Source organism: Enterococcus sp. DIV0210g, from assembly GCF_050559705.1.
Classification (GTDB): domain Bacteria; phylum Bacillota; class Bacilli; order Lactobacillales; family Enterococcaceae; genus Enterococcus_B; species Enterococcus_B faecalis_A.
In genome coordinates, this window is record NZ_CP187903.1 from 2,557,673 (window position 1) to 2,577,500 (window position 19,828).

At 38.1% G+C, this 19,828-nt stretch carries 14 protein-coding genes and 7 tRNA genes (1 of these 21 only partly in view); 4 read left to right on the top strand and 17 right to left on the bottom strand.

Translation table 11 applies throughout. The features are described 5' to 3' along the window. Window positions 1-201: 201 nt before the first annotated feature. Window positions 202-2,139 (bottom strand): NAD(P)/FAD-dependent oxidoreductase, encoded by a 1,938-nt coding sequence (locus IGI64_RS12190; RefSeq protein ID WP_429940711.1) that lies wholly within the window; start codon window positions 2,137-2,139, stop codon window positions 202-204. A 287-nt stretch (window positions 2,140-2,426) separates the two neighbouring features. Between IGI64_RS12190 and pplA the strand changes: the two genes are divergently transcribed. The 3 genes from pplA (at window position 2,427) to menA (ending at window position 5,546) form a co-directional block, all read left to right on the top strand. Next, window positions 2,427-3,365, top strand: coding sequence for an extracellular electron transfer flavoprotein PplA (pplA, locus tag IGI64_RS12195; RefSeq protein WP_016624465.1), 939 nt, complete (start codon window positions 2,427-2,429; stop codon window positions 3,363-3,365). A gap of 122 nt (window positions 3,366-3,487) precedes the next feature. Then, complete coding sequence (locus IGI64_RS12200) at window positions 3,488-4,588, top strand: FAD:protein FMN transferase (protein ID WP_034862292.1); 1,101 nt, start codon at window positions 3,488-3,490, stop codon at window positions 4,586-4,588. Window positions 4,589-4,598: 10 nt separating this feature from the next. Then, complete coding sequence (menA, locus tag IGI64_RS12205; RefSeq protein ID WP_429940712.1) at window positions 4,599-5,546, top strand: 1,4-dihydroxy-2-naphthoate polyprenyltransferase; 948 nt, start codon at window positions 4,599-4,601, stop codon at window positions 5,544-5,546. A 44-nt stretch (window positions 5,547-5,590) separates the two neighbouring features. Here the strand turns inward: menA and IGI64_RS12210 are convergent, their stop codons facing one another. From IGI64_RS12210 to IGI64_RS12225, 4 genes are all read right to left on the bottom strand, one after another. Then, on the bottom strand, window positions 5,591-6,529 hold the full coding sequence (locus IGI64_RS12210) for a hypothetical protein (protein WP_429940714.1): 939 nt from the start codon (window positions 6,527-6,529) through the stop codon (window positions 5,591-5,593). Between the two features lie 91 nt (window positions 6,530-6,620). Next, entirely contained in the window at window positions 6,621-6,836 is a 216-nt protein-coding gene (locus IGI64_RS12215; protein WP_429940715.1) for a hypothetical protein, read from the bottom strand. A 25-nt stretch (window positions 6,837-6,861) separates the two neighbouring features. Further along, entirely contained in the window at window positions 6,862-7,854 is a 993-nt protein-coding gene (locus tag IGI64_RS12220; protein WP_429940716.1) for a lysozyme family protein, read from the bottom strand. 151 nt (window positions 7,855-8,005) lie between these two features. Then, complete coding sequence (locus IGI64_RS12225) at window positions 8,006-9,433, bottom strand: helix-turn-helix domain-containing protein (protein WP_429940717.1); 1,428 nt, start codon at window positions 9,431-9,433, stop codon at window positions 8,006-8,008. A gap of 856 nt (window positions 9,434-10,289) precedes the next feature. On the opposite strand from IGI64_RS12225, the gene IGI64_RS12230 reads away from it, so the two are divergent. Then, entirely contained in the window at window positions 10,290-11,714 is a 1,425-nt protein-coding gene (locus tag IGI64_RS12230; RefSeq protein WP_429940718.1) for a helix-turn-helix domain-containing protein, read from the top strand. A gap of 72 nt (window positions 11,715-11,786) precedes the next feature. Here IGI64_RS12230 and gor read toward each other — a convergent pair whose 3' ends face one another. The 12 genes from gor to IGI64_RS12290 form a co-directional block, all read right to left on the bottom strand. Then, on the bottom strand, window positions 11,787-13,136 hold the full coding sequence (gene gor / locus IGI64_RS12235) for a glutathione-disulfide reductase (protein ID WP_429940719.1): 1,350 nt from the start codon (window positions 13,134-13,136) through the stop codon (window positions 11,787-11,789). 494 nt (window positions 13,137-13,630) lie between these two features. After that, window positions 13,631-14,878 carry a peptidase U32 family protein gene (locus IGI64_RS12240; protein WP_016624476.1) on the bottom strand — a complete coding sequence of 416 codons (1,248 nt, stop codon included), beginning with the start codon at window positions 14,876-14,878 and terminating at the stop codon, window positions 13,631-13,633. Window positions 14,879-14,893: 15 nt separating this feature from the next. Then, window positions 14,894-15,817, bottom strand: coding sequence for a peptidase U32 family protein (locus IGI64_RS12245; protein ID WP_429940720.1), 924 nt, complete (start codon window positions 15,815-15,817; stop codon window positions 14,894-14,896). A gap of 260 nt (window positions 15,818-16,077) precedes the next feature. Then, window positions 16,078-18,567 (bottom strand): ATP-dependent Clp protease ATP-binding subunit, encoded by a 2,490-nt coding sequence (locus IGI64_RS12250; protein WP_429940722.1) that lies wholly within the window; start codon window positions 18,565-18,567, stop codon window positions 16,078-16,080. 7 nt (window positions 18,568-18,574) lie between these two features. Next, window positions 18,575-19,042 (bottom strand): CtsR family transcriptional regulator, encoded by a 468-nt coding sequence (locus tag IGI64_RS12255; protein WP_034862297.1) that lies wholly within the window; start codon window positions 19,040-19,042, stop codon window positions 18,575-18,577. Between the two features lie 134 nt (window positions 19,043-19,176). Beyond that, window positions 19,177-19,250, bottom strand: a tRNA-Arg gene (locus IGI64_RS12260). A gap of 64 nt (window positions 19,251-19,314) precedes the next feature. Then, a tRNA-Pro gene (locus tag IGI64_RS12265) sits at window positions 19,315-19,388 on the bottom strand. A gap of 17 nt (window positions 19,389-19,405) precedes the next feature. Next, window positions 19,406-19,479 (bottom strand) — tRNA-Arg (locus IGI64_RS12270). A 10-nt stretch (window positions 19,480-19,489) separates the two neighbouring features. After that, a tRNA-Leu gene (locus IGI64_RS12275) sits at window positions 19,490-19,575 on the bottom strand. An 18-nt stretch (window positions 19,576-19,593) separates the two neighbouring features. Further along, a tRNA-Gly gene (locus IGI64_RS12280) sits at window positions 19,594-19,665 on the bottom strand. 9 nt (window positions 19,666-19,674) lie between these two features. Beyond that, a tRNA-Thr gene (locus IGI64_RS12285) sits at window positions 19,675-19,747 on the bottom strand. A gap of 22 nt (window positions 19,748-19,769) precedes the next feature. Then, a tRNA-Leu gene (locus IGI64_RS12290) sits at window positions 19,770-19,828 on the bottom strand (it continues 23 nt past the right edge of the window).

Sequence of the window (19,828 nt, forward strand, 5' to 3'; positions counted from 1 at the left end):
TGTTAAAATTATTCTCCTAATTCTTATGCACAAAAAAAGTCCGCAGCTTGAAGCTGCGGGACTGATTATCGTTTCTATGTTCTTATTGTCTCTTTTATTCTTCTGCAATATTTTTTGCCAAAAAATAAGCCGTCTGCAACAGAACGCTGCAGACGGCTTAGATAATTTTGTATTATTTTTTTGTGATGGGCTGCTTATTTTTTACTTATCGCCATATCTAGCTTTTGGCTTCCCATACCACCAGCTGCCGATTGTTTTTTGCAACCATGGGATTACCCAGCGGTCTAAACCAAGGGCACGTCCTGAACCATTCATCAAAGCAAATGCTACAAAGATGAACCAGATGTTTACCCAGTAGAACATACCTGACAGACAGAAAGTGATGACCAAGACGATTGTTGTTGCACTACATAACCATGTAAATAAACCAGCAATCAATGCAAGAGCTAAAGCAATCTCAAAGAATACCATGAATTTTTGGAAGAACATCGCAACGTCATTATTTGGCATGATCACTTTCATAATGTTGTTGAACCAATCCGGTGTCTTTTCGATAACTGCCATTGGATCTTCACCATACGCATAGCTTAATCCAAAGTGAGCAGCTTGTGTCGTTGCTTCAGTTGATGCTGCGCCAGCTCCAGAAGCTGCTGTTGTTGCGTCACTGCCGGCTGCAGAAGCGCCACTTGCAACATCTGCTACATTGTAATCCCAAGTCCAAGGAAAAACACTGTTACCTGTAAACCATGAACCATCGCCAAACCAAGTGCTTGGTTTCAACACTTCACCATTACCAACGATTTTCTTGAAGGCTTCGATGAACCAAACTAAACCGTAGAAAATACGTAACGGTACGCTCCATAAGACATTTCCGTAACGAGAAGAATGGCCTCGAGTCACGTTGCGGTCGTCTTTGATATGGAAAAACTCGTGCATCATATATTGGAACATATAGTAGCCGGAACGAATATCGAAGAAATATTTCAAGTTCACGATATGTTTCATTACAATTGCTAAAAATCCGCTTAAATGAATCTTATCAAACAGGTTGGCTACGCCCCATTTTGCTCCGATAGAAACCATAAATCCTTGATAATTGCCTTTGAATTTATGTTTTTCTCCGCCTTTGATCGTCGCAACGATATTTGCTGCTGCTGTGTGTCCAGTTTGTTCCGCTGCTTGGACGATTTGCGGTGTTGGTGTATCAGGAAATTCTTCATAGAAAACAAGGTCTCCGATAATATAGATATCTTTATCCTCATATCCTTTTGCTTGCATGAATTCATTTGCTACAAGACGTTGGCCGCGTGCTACTTCTAATCCAAAGTCTGCTGCATCTGTCGTTCCTTTGACACCAGCTGTCCAAATCAATGTGTGAGTTGGGATCTTGCGTCCGTCTTTTAATTTGATGTGATCAGGCGCAACTTCAACGATTGGCGCGTTCAACAATAGTTCTACTTGTTTTTTCGCTAAGTAGCGTTCTGCTTTCGCTGCATCGTTACGTCCTAACATGTTCAAGATCGTTGGCATTGCTTCAACGACCATCAATGTGATTTCGCTTGGATCAAGTTTGTAGTCTTTTGCCAAACGTTCTTTCCAATCGATCAGTTCACCGATCATCTCGATCCCTGTAAAACCAGAACCGCAGACAACGAAAGTCAACATTGCTTTTCTTAATTCATCATTTGGTTCGATAGCTGCTTTTGCAACAGTTAATTCGATATGTTTGCGGATTTTCACTGCATCTTCGAATGACCAAAGAGTAAATCCGTTTTCTTTAACACCAGGAGTACCAAAGTCATTTGGTTCGCCCCCCATACCTAAAATCAAGTGATCGTAAGGGTAGCTTCCTAATTTTGTTTTGACGATTTTTTTGTCTTTGTCGATCCCGATCACAGTATCTGTCACCAAATCGACATTCTTTTTACGAGAAAATAATCGTTGTAAATCATATTGGATCGCTTCAGGCTCAACACGTCCTCCAGCAACCTCGTGTAATTCTGTCATCATAGTGTGATAAGAATGGCGATCAATCAAAGTAATCGTTACGTCTTCTTTTTTAAGTTTTTTTGCCAGGAATTTTGTAGCTGAAACACCGGCATACCCTGCACCTACAACGACAATGTTTTGCTTTGTCATTGATAATCCGCTCCTTATAAACATTTAAGTTTGATAATTAATACACAATCTCCATACATTATATATACAATAGGTACGTTTGTCTAACTCCTTTTTCTCTTTTTTGTTGTTTTTATTAAAATAAAGCCAGTGCGTTATTTTCACGAAACTTGCAGAAAAGAAAACGGTTTTATTATTACGCATGTTATTTTAGGAAAACGGTTGACTTATTACCTACTTTTATTACAATGTATAATGAATCACAAATTAAAATTGTGCGAACAAATTAGGAAATGGTGGGGTAAAAAATGAAAAAAAATCGTTTTGTTACTGGATTTGCTGTTTTAGCATTTTCAGCTTTAGTATTGGGAGCATGTGGTGCTGACAATAACAGCGGAGACTCAAGCAGCAGTGCAACTTCTGAATCATCTGCAGCACAAACATCTGAAAGTTCAACAGAAGCAACTGAAGCAAAAGTTGTTGCTGGTGCGCCTTTACAAGACGGCACATACAAACTTGAAGAAAAGAACTACTCAAACGGCTACCGTGCAGTATTTGAAATCACTGTAAAAGACGGTAAGATCGCTGAATCAAACTATGACAACATCAATGAAGACGGCAAGTCAAAAGTTGACGATGCTGACTACAACAAAAACATGAAGGATAAAGCTGGTACAAACCCAGAAGAATTTATCCCTGCATTGAACAAACAATTAGTTGAAACACAAAGCGCAGGCGACATCGAAGTTGTTACTGGTGCCACTCATTCAACTGAAAGCTTCCAAAACTATGCACAACAATTGATCCAAGCTGCACAAGCTGGAAACACTGAAACAATCGAAATCGACAATGGCGCTGACTTACAAGACGGCACATACACATTGGAAGAAAAAAATGACTCAAACGGCTATCACGTAAAATTTGAAATGACTGTTGCTGACGGCAAAGTGTCTGAATCAAACTTCGACTACTTGAATGCTGACGGCCAATCTAAAAAAGATGATGCTGACTACAACAAAAACATGAAAGCTAAAAGCGGTACAAGCCCAGAAACTTACATCCCAGAACTTAACGACGAACTTGTTAAAGCAATGGGTGAAGAAGACGGCTCACCTGCTGATGTTGAAGTTGTAACTGGTGCAACACACAGCTCACATTCATTCATCATCTACGCTCAACAATTGGTTAACGCTGCTGAAAAAGGCGATACAACACCAATCAAAGTTGACAACATCGTAACAGAATAAGCAATCGAAACGACGAGAGGCTGTGCGCTACATTTGCAGCCTCTTTTGCTATAAGTTTTATGTTAAGATATGAGAGAACGATCTCAAAATCTTTAACATTTAGAAGTGAAAAGAGGAAAGTTATGCGTAAAAAAGTTCTGCTACCTTTATTAGCAGCAGGAATGTCATTATTCATTTTAGGTGCATGTAATTCTACTGGTTCAAAAACAGCAGAAAGCACTGCCCCATCTGCAGAATTACGAAAAGAACCGTATGCTGAAGAACAGTTTTTGCTTGGTACGTATGTCCGAGTTCGTGTTTATGATGAAGGAAAAGAAGATGCCCTAGCACCTGCTTTTGCTCGTGTCAAAGAACTAGGCGATAAAATCACGATCAACCAATCAGGATCAGAGATCGATGAAGTCAACAAGCAAGCTGGGATCAAACCTGTTAAAGTCTCAGATGATGTCTACAGTCTTTTGAAAGAAGCGTATGAATACAGCAAAGATTCTCATGGCGGATTTGATATGGCGATCGGTGCCATCACACAGCTTTGGCGAATTGGCTTTGATGATGCGCGCAAACCATCTCAAGACGAAATCGATCAAGCATTGAAATTGGTCGACTATCACAAAATCGAGATGAATGATGAAGAAAAAACCATTTACTTAAAAGAAAAAGGCATGATCATCGACTTAGGTGCGATTGCAAAAGGCTATATCACAGATGAAGTAATCAAAGTCTTGAAAAAACATGGTGTTACAACTGCGATAGTTGATCTAGGCGGAAATGTCTATGTTCTTGGACACAGCCCTCGTGCGGAAAATGCCGATTGGAATGTCGGTATCCAAGATCCAAACCTTTCTAGAGGCTCTGTTTTAGGTACGATCAAAGAAAGCAATAAAACGCTTGTTACTTCTGGTATCTATGAACGTTATTTAGAAGTCGATGGTAAAAAATATCATCACTTGTTCGATCCAAAAACCGGCTATCCTTTTGATAATGATATTGCCAGTGTAACGATCATTACGAAACGTTCGATCGATGGCGATGGCCTATCCACTGCTGTCTTTTCTATGGGCGTCAAAAAAGGCTTAGAATATGTTGAAAACTTAGATAACGGTACGAACGCGATTTTCGTAACGAAAGAAGGAAAAGTTTATGTAACTGACCCTATCAAGGATGAATTCAAACTATCTGAGGATTCTACTTATACGATGGGCGACCGTTCAGAACTGAAATAGGAGCGAGAACATGACACTAAAACTTTTTTTGGAAGTCGTTGAACTTCGAACGAAAGTAGCTAGTGTATTTCCTTTTGCGATAGGGGTTTTATTCTCTATCGCTTTTTTTCATGAAGTACACTGGCTCGACACGCTGCTGTTTTTTGTCAGTATGCTGATTTTCGATTTGGCAACGACTGCAATCAACAACTATATGGATTTCCATAAAGCACATTCCGATGTCTATAAACAGCAGGAAAACGTGATTGGCCGAGAAAATCTTTCATCGAAGCTTGTGCGAAATATGATTTTTCTGATGTTAGCTTTTGTGCTGATTCTCGGATTGATTTTAGTTTCCCGCACAGGCTGGCTGACGCTGATTATTGGGGCGATCTGCTGTTTTATCGGTGTTTTTTATACATTTGGTCCGATTCCGCTGTCCCGAATGCCCTTGGGAGAGATTTTCAGCGGATTGACAATGGGATTTGGTATTTTCTTTTTAACTGTTTATATCAATACACATCGAGCAGATATTTTTGACCTTACAGTTTCTTTTGCAACAGGAAGATTTGTTTTGGAGGGAAACTTTTGGGCAGTTGCTGCGATTTTTTGGGCGTCTCTTCCTTTAGTATTTACGATTGCGAATATCATGTTGGCAAATAATTTAAGAGATCTGGATCGCGATATAGAAAATCATCGTTATACATTGGTGTTTTACATTGGACGTCCAGTTGGTGTTTTGTTATTCCAAGGTTTGATGTTGGCCTGTTATCCAGTAATTGTGCTTGGCTGGTTTGCAGGGATTTTTCACTGGCCTATCTTAGTTACTTTGCTGACATTGCCAAAAATCTATCAAAACTTGACCCAATTCAAACAAGATCTGCCTCACCCAAAAAGTTTCGGCTATGCGATCAAAAATATGATTTTATTTAATTCAAGTTATGTTCTTGGATTGTTGCTGATGATTTTATTTGGATAAAAAATGAACCCGCCGCGAGGAAAAATGCGGCGGGATTTTTGGATTTAGCGGATATTTCTCTGCTCTCTTCTGAGTAGCGGATGCCGCTCTTCTTTTGTAGCTTTTTTTGCGGAGAAAGTTGCTGCTGCTCGCTGACGGACTGCTTGTCGAGCTGCATTTAACCTTTGTCGGAGCGTTTTTTGCTCTTTATTTTTTTCCATGTCAGTTAATCGCTTAGGCAATAGTCTTTCTTTCCAAGCATTCTCCTCTCCATAGGTTTTCTCATACGCTTCCTTTAGTTTATCGACCTCACCTTTCGCTGCTTTAAAATCCAATTTGATATTGTCAATTGTTGCCAATTGATCATGAGGATCGTTTTCTTTGATATAGTCATAGACCTTTTTAATGGTTTCGTCATAGGAAGAAGAAGCTGTTTCAATGAAGCTTTTTTGCCAATAGTTTTTATCCCCAAATGTGTAATCTGATTTTGCTGCATCTTTTTTTACTTCAGAAACTATAAAATCAATTTGTTTGAGGGTACTTTTTTCAAGTTTTCGTTCACGTGATTTTGCTTTTTCTATTTTTTTGGTTACATCTTTAATTTTATTTTTGCTAAAAACGATATCGCGGCGAGTCGCAAAATATTCGGTTTCATACCCTGCTGCTTTGCTTAAGGAATCTAGGTATTTTACCATTGTCACTTGATAAACAGCCAGTTCGTTTTTGATTGTCTGAAGATCTTTATTAACAGAGATTGATTTACTTAAAGATGTACCCAGGCCTCGCATTTTTTCTATTATTGTATGGAATGAATCATGTCGTAGTGAGGAGATATCGTGCGATAATACCATTTCGGGGATACTATACAATATCTTGTTTATTCCCTCATCTTTTATCCCCCCCTCATGGTGCAGTCCCTCATGGCTTAGTAGAACTATTCTACTTTCCAAAAATTTCTTTATATCTGTTAAATCTTTTAGTTCTTTTTCTTCGGCTTTAGTCATAGCTCTTCTCCTTTGGCATTTGCTTCTTTTTAAGGCCTCTCTTGGCGCATAACTTGAGCTCTGCTTGGAAAATTTTGTTGTCTAACTGAGTTTACCAGCGTCCGCTGTAAGCCTGTCCGCTATATTGTCCAAAGACTGTTTCTTCCGTAGATCCTTCTGTACTGCCTCCCGATGTACTGGCTTGTCCCGTTTCCCCATTTGGTGCAAAGAACGAGTAAATGACAACCGAGACGACCACTAGCAGAATCATCCCCAGACCATACAACAGTCTTTTGCCTTGTTTCGTTTCTGTTAAATTTTTGAACATCGTTTTCCTCCTTTCCTCTAAATTTTTACCTCGTTACTCCATAGCCCACAATCGTGACATCATCCATTGAATAGGTGACTCGCCGAACATGTCCAGTGACGTTTCCTTCGATTGTTTGTATGATGGTACCACCAGTAAATTCGACAAAACCAACGCGATCTCGGGCAATGCCTCCGCCTGATAAATCGAAAAAGATCAAATCACCTGACTGAGGTTTGTACTCCTGATCATATGCAGGAACAAATTTCCCGCGTTCTTCAAACCATTCTTTCATATGCCGAACATTGATCGTTCGCGGTACTAAGTCTTGAGCAAGATAACCAGCTTCGTTCGCGACCCACGAAACAAAGGCACCGCTCCATTCAACTGTATGTTCAAGGCCTAGCCAACGCAGATATCTCGCCCCGCCTGCTGTCCCGATTTCTTCTCTGGCCGTTTCAATCAGCCGCCCCGAGTCCACCATGATATTTTGAGAAACCATAAGTTGATAAAACATGTTGCCATAATCAAAGCGCCAATTGAACCCGCGCATGGCAGCAACATGGTGATGGAAATCAACGATTCTTCGGTTACTTCTTCCTCGAGCATAGAGCCGCGCATGATCAAAGGTATGCGGAATCTCTTCTTCAATCAGCCAATCAAGATATCCTTCGCCAAAACTGTATGCTTGGACAGCAGCACGGTCACTTAGCTGATTTTCAGTGGTTTTTTGCAGCAATTGGGCAAGATGTGCGACGCCTCTTTCAATGGATTGATCAGGGGAGCTTATCTCTCGTCCTGTGGCTTCTCCTGCATTCATGATGTCTGGGCCATTAGTTGTGTTCCCATTACTTTCTATCCAAATCATCGAAAGAATGGCATTTTCGTACCCAGGAATATCGTTTCTTCTGACTTCTTGTTCGACTTTTCTTCGCCATTGTGTAACAGAGCTTGGTGCATTCAATAATTCGCCCCTTAGCTCCCCGCCGGAACGGAAATAACCTAATACAGTTACGTGGATATCTGTGCTTTTTCGCACCTACTTTTTCGAAATTAATAAAAAGATGAGCAGTAATAAATCCAAGGAATCCTCTTAATAAAACAGTTATTTTCTTAAGATGGTAAAAAACAGTGAACTAAAAATAAAAAGTTTATTTTTAGTTCACTGTTTAATAAATCCTGGAAGTAAATCAAGAGGAATACAGCAGCTTTTCAAGATTGCTCCAAAAAGAACGTGTTGGCACCTTCGATATTTTTAGGATTTCGGAAGAGACACGACTTGAATTGAGCGAAAGATCGGTTAACACAAGATCATATTGATTGATCAAATAATAATCTAAAGTGAAGATGTCTTCTTTATAGATATCGATTGTTTTGAAAAAAGGATATTTATTTAAAATTAGATTTTTATATAACAGTGACACCCCTGCTTCTTGGGAACTTAACACTAAAATCGATTTTTCTTTCAATTTAGGCTCTACTTGATACAGCAGCCTTTTTGAGGAAACCATTAGTTCCAGCAACAGTTCTTTGTATAGAAAGTCATTTTTTCGAATATGCGTCAGATTCGATATCACCAGTGCATTTTGATAGGCTTTCCAGATGCGCGGCCGTTCTTTTAGAATTTTGTTATAAAAAATATCTGTATAGCTTATCCTGAAAATCGTCAATTCTTTATAGAAATCGATAAAATTTGAAAAATAAACAATCTTCTCAGCGGTTGCAGGTTCTTCAATATCAAGCAAAAAATAAAACTGTTTGATAAGAAGGCCTATTTTTTGAAAAGTGTAGTTATCGATGTCTTTAGGATTCGCAAATAATAAACTGATATACGAACTCAAAATATTAGAAACATTTTTTTGATTTACTGCAAATTTATATTTTTGGTCCATTGTTGTACAAAAAACGGTATCTTCTTGGATCGTACTCAAGATCGATTGCACGACATGCGGTTTATCGATTAGATTTTCTTCCGGAATAAGATGATTGTTTCCGATACGAATGACCGAAGTAAAGATGTAATAGACAGCGTGGATCATCTTAGACGCACTAGAATTTGGATTTTCCTGTTTTTTCAAACAGCGTTTCAACATCTTATAAATAGTCTCAAAATGCGGCAAATCTTTTTCCTTATATATTTCTCTGAACATACTTGAGAAAAGTTTGCGGACCTGTATTTCATTCCCCGTTATCGTTACCTTTGTATCTATAGAGATTTTGACGTCTTTTTTTTCTTTGGCAAAGTACGTATTTATTTTTGCAATACTTCTCCGAACGCTTGTCTTGCTTAAAAATAGTTTTGCGGCAATATCAGATAAAGTCGGTTCTTCAATAAATGCACACTTTAATATCCGAATGTTCACAGATATATTGAGAATCTTGACGAAGATATCATCTAGATTCAAATGACCGGGCATCTTCAATGTCACCCCTTTGTATTGATCAATTTCTATATACGCCGGAAAACAAGTTGTATTGAAATTGTCGATATCTGTCACTATCGTTTTATCTGTCACCCCCAACTCTTTCGCTAAATCATTCGTATCTGAAACATCCATGCTTAACAAACACACTAATGCGATTTGCCTTTCTAATTGTTTTTCCAAAAATCCTATCATGATATGTTCTCCTTTCTAAATCAACCCTTTCATCTATCGTACAGTTATTTAGGTAAGTCCTTAGCCTCCTCTTTTTTTTCTATTCGGAAAAATTGATTTAGAAACAAGCGTTTTCTATGTTATAATTATAGGGTTTTTAAAAAACATAAATAATAACGTATATACAAGTTTTTAAAGTATGTAAGAACTAGCAAATAACCTTCATTTAATTACAGTATCATCTGATAGTCCATTTCCTTCAAAAAAGAAGGCGAATAAAAATAATAATATGCCATTGTATAAAAAACATAACGAAATTTCATTTCTAAGTCAAAACATATCCATCGAATTCAACAAAAAATCTTTAAATATAGCAATAAACACACTTATGCAAACAAATAAAATAAATTTTATAATAACTAAAATAAAAATAATTTCAGTAATTTTATATAGCAGAAACTTTTATTTCCAAAAATAGAATTATCTTTACCAATAACATAAAAATAAACAATTTTTTAATTAAAGCAGATATATCCAAATAAAAAAGCATAAATTAAATAACTTAATTATATTAATTTCAAGTTTATTAAATCACTCTAAATCGTTATTTTTAAACACAACATTTTGAATTTGAAATATTCCGACTATTTAATTGTTAAAAATCACTGTTATTTTCTTATTTTGCTCTCTTTTTTTGTTATCATTAAAATTGAATTTTGTTAATACTCAATACAAAATATGTGATTTACCTATTAAAAATGAGAAAATAAAAAATAAGAAAGTTTGAATATTAAAAAACAAAAAGGAAAGGAAGTGAATGGGCGTTTTGTTTCATTAAAGACAACTTTCTATCAACGCCCTCTAAATGACAAATGAAATGAGCATCCTCGAAAAATCTTCCGAGCGGCAGATAAGATTAGCGTTGTTGCTTAGTATGGACCATTGGAACGCCGACTCGCTAGCAGATAAGATTGGTGTCTCCAAAAAAACGCTGATGACTGATATCTCAGCATTCAACTTTTCCTATGCCCCTGCGTACATAACTGTTACTAAACATAGCCAAACCATTTTGAAATTACCTCCGCACTTGAATCTGGAAGATATTATTAAAAAAATATTGAATGAGTCGGCACATATCAATGTCCTGAAAATGATCTTCATGGAACAGCCTACTTTGACTGCTTTATCTAAAGCGCTGTACCTTAGTAAAGCTAGTATCCGCAGAATCATCATTCGCATCAATCATTACTTTCAGCATAAACAGCTGCCGATTACACTCAGTCTTGATCCAAATGTTCAGATAACTGGCGATGAAATATACATAAGACAATTTTTTTGCAGCATGTTTCGTGAACTTTATACACCTAAACAATTACCCTGTTTTGAGATGATTGCTACTCTTTTAAATCGTTATTTTAAAAAGAAAGAAAAAACGACAGAAATCACTACATACAAAAGGATTTTTGGCATTTACTATCTATTTACATCTATCATACGCATTGGACAAGGCCATTTAACAGCAGATTCTCAATCTCTTTCAAATTTTGAAAATATCGAGCTTTTTTATGAAATTGCCAAAAATAACACTGTTTTCAGTTCTACTGTACAAAAGAAATATAATTTCTGTGTAAATAGACAGACGATTTCAAATCTATTAAGTTCGAATATCCAGCTGTTATTTCTAGATGATATTCCTTGTTCAGAGAGTGATTTGCACCATTTAAAAGCTTTCACAGACTACTTTTATGCTTTGTTAGATATCCATGACTCTCTTACACCTGAACATATCAGTCAACTGCAACTCTTTATAACATTTTATAAAGAATTGCAGCTTTTCAAGACGTGTTATATCGAATTATTTTTTGATACGATTCTAAAAGATCATGTAGATATACTTCATAGTTACGAGAATAGTATTGTTAAGTTCGGCTTTTATACGATAAAGAAAAAACAGCTTCTCTATGAAGAACTGCTGCTCGAATTAATTACTTTGTCACCTGCATTATTAAATCGTCTCATTCCAAAAACAAAAATCGATACCGTGTTACTTCTTTCTTATCAAGAAAAAAGAGTTTCTTCTTTATATAAACAATTGCTGTTGAAAAAATTCCCTCGTCTTGACCGTATAGATATCTATACAGATAATGTGTTTACAGTTGATTATCGACTGCTTAATGATTATGACTTAGTGTTAACAGATGTTGAACTCGAAACTTCTAAATTAGCAACCAAAATTTTAAAGATCTCTAAAATACCAACGACCTCGTTTTGGAACAATCTAGAGATGCTTTTCCATACGTAAAAGACAAGAAATAAGACAAAAAAATGCCCTCAGTCAATGAACATAAAACTGAAGGGCATCTTTTTTTATTTTTTAGCGCATCGTTACGAACTCTTCTGCACCAGTTGGATGGATCGCTACTGTGTTATCAAAGTCTTTTTTAGTTGCGCCCATTTTGATTGCTACAGCGAATCCTTGCAGCATTTCATCAACGCCTACACCAATTGCGTGCAAGCCGATGATTTTTTCTTCTTCGCCTAAACAGATCAATTTCATTTCACATTTTTGACGATAGTCATTCAATGCAAAATACATTGGTGTAAAACGTGAACGATAGACTTTGATTTGGTCTTTGCCGTATTTTTCCAAAGCTGCTTCTTCCGTAATGCCGATTGTAGCAATTGGCGGATGCGTGAAAATAACCGTCGGAACCAAATCATAGTTCAAATGTTCTTCTGTTTTTCCATTGAATAGACGTTCAGATAATCGGCGGCCAGCAGCAATAGCAACTGGTGTCAAATCGAGTTTTCCAATGATATCTCCCACAGCAAAAATGTGCGGATCTGTTGTATTCTGGAATTTGTCTACTTTGATAAATCCGCGTTCATCCAAAGCAACATTAGTGTTTTCTAAATTCAATTTTTCTGTATTTGCGATTCTTCCGCCGGCAAATAAAACACTGTCTCCAGTCAATTCTTCACCATTTTCGAACGCCACTGTATAGCTGCCGTCTTCATTTTTTCTGATTTCTTTTGCGGTATGCTGTGCATAGGTTTTGATACCAGCTTCTTGATACATCTCGACCAAGTTATCTGACAACATTTTATCAAAGGTGCGTAGTGGACGTTCATTACGATAAGCCCACATCACTTCTCCGCCTAACCCATGGATAACACCTGAAAATTCAGCAGCGATATAGCCTGCCCCTAAGATGATCGTACGTTTAGGCAATTCAGTCATCTTGAAGAAACCGTCAGAATCTATTGCGTATTCACCGCCAGGAATCGTCATTTTACTTGGACGACCTCCAGTTGCAATTAGAATTTTTGGTGCAGTATATTGTTTGCCTTCTACTTCGATTGTTTGGCTGTCAACAAATGTTGCATAACCTTGGATCGCTTTGACACGATTGCTGTTCAATCCACGTTCGTAAGCTCCATGAAGAAAATCGATGTATTTTTCACGTCTGGAAACAAGACCAGCAAAATCGAAATCCTTGATCTCTGCGTTGATGCCATAGCTTGCTGCATCTCTTTCAATCGTTTCGATGATCGTACTTGCTTGCCACATCACTTTTTTCGGTACGCAGCCAACATTGACACAAGTACCACCTAAATATTTTGCTTCGACCAATAATACTTTTGCGCCATGCATTCCTGCGCGGTTGGCTGAAGCAATTCCTCCTGATCCTCCGCCAACGACTATATAATCATAAGTTTCCATTTTTTTCCTCCTCGTTTCACGGGTAAATGATATCAGAGATTTTATATGTAAATGCTATTAAAACGTACATTTTTTTTACATAACGAGCTGAGTCGCTCATGTGTTGCTCTGATGGTTTGGTATTTTTCAGCAAAACCTGATCTCTCAGTAATTTTCCACTGAAACTAGACAATAACTCAAAATTTTCCAAAAGTCTAGAAAGAGGATTTCAAAACGTTTTCTATATCTAATACATTCATGACCTCTATTCAAAAGGGATTCACAAAGCTGACTTTCGGCATTAAGTCAAAATCCGCTAAAACATGAAAAGTTATTTTAGTGGATTCTTCTTTACTGATTTGAACTGAACAGCTCGTTCACAACCTCTTTTATAAACGGTGTTCACAAAGCTAACTTTCGGCATTAAGCTTTTGCCAGCTAAAATATGGAAAGCTATTTTAGCTGGCAAAAGAGTCTTAACGCTCAAGTCATAACGCTTTGCTCACAACCTCTTTTTAATCCTTCAACTTACGGATCATATCTCCTGGTTTGACTGGCTGTGCAACTGGCATCGTCAATACCATCATTGGATTTGGAGCACGGTCGATTGATTCGCCATCTTCGTTATACATCACTTCTACTGTTTGATGGAAATGATTGAATCCTGGTCCATAAAATTCAATCGAATCGCCTACAGAAAACAGATTTCTTTGACGGATTGTTGCTATTTGTGTTTTTTCGTCATAGGCTAAAACTTCTCCGACAAATTTATAAACAGGGATTTTGCGGCGTGCACCGAAAAGCTGTTCATTTTCTGAAGGTGTATCATAGTAAAAACCTGTCGCTAATTCGCGTTGGGCTACTTTCCAAAGTTCATCGATCCACTCTTGTTTGCAGACATAGTTTTCAGGATCTTCCATATAGCTGTCTACGGCTGCTTTGTATACATTTGACACAGTTGAGACATAATGGATAGACTTCATTCTTCCTTCGATCTTGAAGCTGTCTACTCCGTTTTCAATCAATTCAGGAATGTGTTCGATCATTGCCATATCGACTGCGCTCATCGAATATTCTTCTTCCACTTCGCCTGATTTGGTCAAGCTTCGGCGTTCTTGTCCAAACGGCATATCGAATAGATCATATTTCCAGCGGCAAGATTGCGAACAGCCGCCTCGGTTAGCATCCCGCATAGACATGTGATTAGATAGTGTGCAGCGTCCAGAATAAGAAATACACATCGCTCCATGGATAAACGCTTCGATTTCGATATCTGTGTTTTTACGGATTTCTGCTACTTCTTCCATCGAAACTTCACGCGCTAAAACAACTCGTTCTAAACCTTCTTCTTTCCAAAATTCCAATGTTTCGTAGTTTGTTGCTGATGCTTGTGTCGATAAATGGATAGGCAAACCAGGCGCTTCTGTTGCACAAATCTCGATCAATGCTGGGTCAGAAACAATCACTGCTGAAATTCCAACATCACGCAAATTACGGAAAAATTCCCCTGCTCCTTCTTGGTTTCCCTCATGTGTGACCATATTTGCGGCAACATAGACTTTTGCATTGTGTGCTTTGGCAAATGCCACACCTTCTGCCATTTCTTCATAGGAGAAGTTTCCCGCACGGCTTCGCAAACCATAGGCATTCCCGCCGATATAAACAGCGTCCGCACCATAATGGATCGCTGTCTTCAATTTTTCCAGTGTTCCAGCTGGAGCTAGGACTTCTGGACGTTTTAATTTTTTCTTTTCAGTAATCATTCATCCTGTACTCCTTTACTTGATTGCTTCAGGATCTAGGTAAAAGAATCCTGTATCTAATTCTCGATTTTCAGGGTGTAATTCTTTTATTCTTTGAGTTGCGGCTTCTTGTTCTTCTGGTGTCCAAGTTCCTGACTCGATTTTTTGTTTAGCTTCTACAAAAATTTTCGCGACAGCAATAAACCGATCACCGGGAGTAAAGATACCATCCAATTTCCACGTACGGTAATTTTCGTCAAATAGCAACTGCAATTCATTACTTAAATTGATATCGTTATTCGCAAAAATATGCGTACCATGCGTGTCTTCATAAATAGAATAATGTGTTTCGTCCTTTTTGGGTTCTGAGATGAAAAGCCCACGTTCACGGCTGACTTCTTCATCTTGTTTGGTAAAGTTATAATAGTTTTGCAATAACGGACGTTTAGATTGATGAATACATGTTGCCCCATAAACGAGTACTTCTGCAGGGATCTCTAACATTTCCTGCATTTTCTTCATTTCTTCAAAAGGCACTTCTCTCGCTAATACTGCGCCAACTGCTCCTTTTTTGCCCCAAAAATTGATTTGACGTGAACTAGTCACAAGTGTCTCACCATCGTATATATAAGGTATTTGAAGGTCAGCATTCTTTTTCATTGTATAAATGACCCCAGTATCTCCGACAGTGATGACATCCACATTGATCTCTTTTAGGAAACGAAGATATTCAGGGATTTTTTTCATTTTTTCCGGGTGCATGAGCCCGTTCACAGCGATATTCGCTTTTTTACCATGTTTGTGAATCAATTCTACTAATTGGCGCTGCTCTTCTCGTGTAAAAGAATGAGGCAGTCTTAGACCAAATGTCTCTTCGCCAAAATATAAAGTATCTACGCCTGCTTCCAGCAATTCTTCTGCTTGAGCCAGGGACTCGATAGTCGTAATGATTTCTATCATGTTTACCTCCTTCTGCAACGTCATAATAGTAGCATAGCTGTCAGAACTTTCCAATAGAACTTTTATTTAAAGTCGGATTTTTGAAAGTTTCAAAGAGGGGATTTTTTTAAAAGAGAGCGGCTATCTTATATCAAACAAAACAAATTTATCTGATGTTCAAAATACCGATTTTTCTATTTTGAAAAAATATTTGTTATTTTTAATAAAAAAAGACTGGGACTTGTCAATGAATGACAAGTTCCAGTCTGTATAATCTTTTATTATGCTTGAGGGACTAGATTTTTTTGTTTAGGTTTGGGCTTTCGTACATTTAAAGTGATTTTACCTTTTGAACCGCCAATCGTTACATGATCGCCAAGATGGATTTGTCCGCTTAATAATGCTTCGCTTAGACGATCTTCTACTTCTTTTTGCAATGCTCGGCGGATTGGTCTTGCACCATATTCTGGATCAAAACCGACTTTTCCGATCACATCGATTGCAGCTTGAGTGATTTTGATTTTCACACCTTGTTCTGCTAAACGTTTGACGATTGTTCTGCTCATGATTTGGACGATTTCATGGATTTCATCTTTTTCTAGTGAACGGAATACGACCGTTTCATCGATTCGGTTTAGGAATTCTGGACGGAATGCTTTTTTCAGCTCTTCCAAGATACGTTTTTGCATTACTTTATGGTCTTTTGTTATGTCTTGGACATTAAATCCGACATTTTTTTCTTCTCGAATTTGTGTTGCGCCAATATTTGAAGTCATGATGATGATGGTATTTCTAAAATCAACTTTTCGACCTTTTGAATCAGTCAAATGTCCATCATCGAAGACTTGAAGTAATAGATTGAAAACATCTGGATGAGCTTTTTCAACTTCATCAAGCAAGACCACAGAATAAGGTTTTTGACGGATTTTTTCGGTTAATTGTCCGCCTTCATCGTAACCGACATATCCTGGAGGTGAGCCAATCAAGCGGCTTGTGCTGTATTTTTCCATGAATTCTGACATATCGACACGGATCAATGCATTTTCACTGCCAAACATTGCTTCTGCCAATGCTTTTGCTAACTCTGTTTTCCCGACTCCTGTTGGCCCTAAGAACATGAATGAACCGATTGGGCGTTCTGGATCTTTCAATCCGCTGCGGGCTCTGCGGATCGCTCTTGAGACAGCTTGGACCGCTTCGTTTTGCCCAACGACACGTTTGTGGAGAATCGATTCTAATTCCAGCAAACGTTCGCTTTCTTTTTTCTCTAATTGGCGCAATGGTACGCCTGTCCATTGTGATACCACAGCAGCAATGTCTTCTTCTGTTACTTTGTCAGAATAGCCAGTATTCTTTTCAGCTTCTGCCATCATTGATTTTTCTAGTTTCTGATAGACACTCTTTTCTTTTTGGCGTAATTCAGCCGCTGTTTCAAAATCTTGACGGCGAATTGCTTGTTCTTTTTGATCAATTAGGTCTGAGACTTGTTTTTTTAATTTATCGATTTCTGTTAATTCAGTCGTCCGATCTAAGCGTACTTTTGCAGCAGCTTCATCAATCAGATCTATGGCTTTATCAGGTAGTTGTCTAGAATTGATATAACGAACAGACAATTGCACGGCTGCTTTAACTGCTTCATCTGTTATTTCTACGTCATGGTGTTCCTCGTAACGTGAACGCAGACCTTTTAAGATTTCTTCCGTCTCATCTGCCGTTGGTTCATCTACTTGGATACGCGCAAAACGTCTTTCCAAAGCAGCGTCTTTTTCGATGTATTTTTGGTACTCATCAAGTGTTGTTGCGCCAATCGTCTGCAATTCTCCACGTGCTAATGCTGGTTTGATAATATTTGAAGCATCGATTGCTCCTTCTGCTCCGCCAGCACCGATCAGTGTATGCAATTCATCAATAAACAAGATGATTTGGCCGTCTTGATAGATTTCGTCGATTACTTTTTTCATGCGGTCTTCAAATTCACCGCGGTATTTTGTTCCAGCAACTAATGAGCCCATATCCAGCATCATCAAGCGTTTGTCTTTCATCGTATCAGGTACTTCGCCATCAACGATTTTTTGAGCAAGACCTTCTGCGATAGCTGTTTTACCAACACCAGGCTCGCCTACTAAAACAGGGTTGTTTTTTGTTCGTCGGCTAAGGATCTGAATCAGTCTTTTGACTTCATTTGTGCGTCCTACTACTGGATCCAATTGATTTTCTCTTGCTGATTTTGTCAAATCTCTGGCAAGTGAATCAAGTGTTGGTGTTCCTTTCACTGATTTTTTACTTTGCGGTGTACGACGGCGGTTCATCCCGTTGCGTACATCTTCGTTCAACCCCATTTTTTTCTTTAAGGATTGGCGAAGTTTAGGCAAGCTGACACCTAGGTTTAATAGGATTCGGTTAGCCATGATACTTTCATCTTTCAGTAAGCTAAGCAATATATGTTCTGTACCGATTTTCTTTGCTTCCATTTTTTGTGCATCGCTGCTAGCCAAAGCAAAAATCTGTTTGGTTCTTGGAGAATAAGGGAGATATGCACCTCTTGTATAAGATTGTACCTCTCCATAACCAATAAGATGTTCGATTTCTTCGCGGATATCCATATCATCAATATCCATTTCGCGAAGTGTCTTTCCAGCTATCCCATCTGGTTCTAATACTAATGCTAGTAATAAATGTTCTGAACTAACAGATTGGTGCTTGAATATTTTTGCTTCTTGTTGTGCAAGTTCTAACACGATCTGTGCTTTTTGCGTAAATAATACATCCATTTATGATTCACTTCCCATCTTCATAACTTAAACGTTCAAGAAAAGCTCTTAAAATCTGAGCACGAATATAGTTCTCGTATTCGCCAAAGTTCAATGTACTTTTAGCTACTGCGCTCAGCATTAGATTCCCTTCTTTTTTCGTAATAATTTGATCTTCGTATAATTTTTGAACAATTGCGAATGCATCTTTTTCATTGATCGTTTTATCAAATAAATGATTGATTTGATCCAACATTTGCCGTTTATCCGAAATTTGGACTTTTGCAATTCGTATATAACCGCCGCCTCCGCGTTTGCTTTCGACTAAATAACCGCGTTGAATCGTAAATCTGGTATTGATAACGTAATTGATTTGCGAAGGTACACAATTAAAAAGATTAGCCATTTCAATTCTCTGAATCTCTATCATTTCATTTTTTTCTAAAAATTTCTTGATGTATGACTCGATTAAATCTGAAGTATTTTGATGTGCCATCACATTCATTCCTTTGACTAATATTGACCTTAATTATAGCGAAATTAATAAGAGAATGAAAGGAGAAAGCTTTTTGTTAAAAATATTTTTAAATTAAAGACAAAAAAAGATACGGAATGAAAATTCCGTATCTACGCGCCCAAGAGGAGTCGAACCCCTAACCTTTTGATCCGTAGTCAAACACTCTATCCAGTTGAGCTATGGGCGCATATTCAATTGTTAAAGATAGTATAATCCGAAATACTGTAAAAAGCAATTAAAAATAAAAAAAATCGGGAAGACAGGATTCGAACCTGCGACCCCTTGGTCCCAAACCAAGTGCTCTACCAAGCTGAGCTACTTCCCGAAAATATAAAAAGACTACGCGCCCAAGAGGAGTCGAACCCCTAACCTTTTGATCCGTAGTCAAACACTCTATCCAGTTGAGCTATGGGCGCATATTACAAATGCCGAGGACCGGAATCGAACCGGTACGGTGATCACTCACCGCAGGATTTTAAGTCCTGTGCGTCTGCCAGTTCCGCCACCCCGGCGTTTAGTGGTTTTGGCAAAGCGGAAAACGGGGTTCGAACCCGCGACCCCCACCTTGGCAAGGTGGTGCTCTACCACTGAGCTATTTCCGCATAGCAAAATGCCGGCTAAAGGATTTGAACCCTCGACCCTCTGATTACAAATCAGATGCTCTACCAACTGAGCTAAGCCGGCCTATTCACAATAATCATATTTATGCGGGTGAAGGGACTTGAACCCCCACGCCGTAAGGCGCTAGATCCTAAATCTAGTGCG

Bases quoted from the DNA above. Each gene is read 5' to 3' on its own strand.
- IGI64_RS12250 (WP_429940722.1), bottom strand. From the start codon at position 18,567: ATGGATGTATTATTTACGCAAAAAGCACAGATCGTGTTAGAACTTGCA.
- menA (WP_429940712.1), top strand. From the start codon at position 4,599: ATGACACTAAAACTTTTTTTGGAAGTCGTTGAACTTCGAACGAAAGTA.
- IGI64_RS12240 (WP_016624476.1), bottom strand. From the start codon at position 14,878: ATGATTACTGAAAAGAAAAAATTAAAACGTCCAGAAGTCCTAGCTCCA.
- gor (WP_429940719.1), bottom strand. From the start codon at position 13,136: ATGGAAACTTATGATTATATAGTCGTTGGCGGAGGATCAGGAGGAATT.
- IGI64_RS12230 (WP_429940718.1), top strand. From the start codon at position 10,290: ATGAGCATCCTCGAAAAATCTTCCGAGCGGCAGATAAGATTAGCGTTG.
- pplA (WP_016624465.1), top strand. From the start codon at position 2,427: ATGAAAAAAAATCGTTTTGTTACTGGATTTGCTGTTTTAGCATTTTCA.
- IGI64_RS12215 (WP_429940715.1), bottom strand. From the start codon at position 6,836: ATGTTCAAAAATTTAACAGAAACGAAACAAGGCAAAAGACTGTTGTAT.
- IGI64_RS12245 (WP_429940720.1), bottom strand. From the start codon at position 15,817: ATGATAGAAATCATTACGACTATCGAGTCCCTGGCTCAAGCAGAAGAA.
- IGI64_RS12200 (WP_034862292.1), top strand. From the start codon at position 3,488: ATGCGTAAAAAAGTTCTGCTACCTTTATTAGCAGCAGGAATGTCATTA.
- IGI64_RS12255 (WP_034862297.1), bottom strand. From the start codon at position 19,042: ATGGCACATCAAAATACTTCAGATTTAATCGAGTCATACATCAAGAAA.
- IGI64_RS12225 (WP_429940717.1), bottom strand. From the start codon at position 9,433: ATGATAGGATTTTTGGAAAAACAATTAGAAAGGCAAATCGCATTAGTG.
- IGI64_RS12190 (WP_429940711.1), bottom strand. From the start codon at position 2,139: ATGACAAAGCAAAACATTGTCGTTGTAGGTGCAGGGTATGCCGGTGTT.
- IGI64_RS12210 (WP_429940714.1), bottom strand. From the start codon at position 6,529: ATGACTAAAGCCGAAGAAAAAGAACTAAAAGATTTAACAGATATAAAG.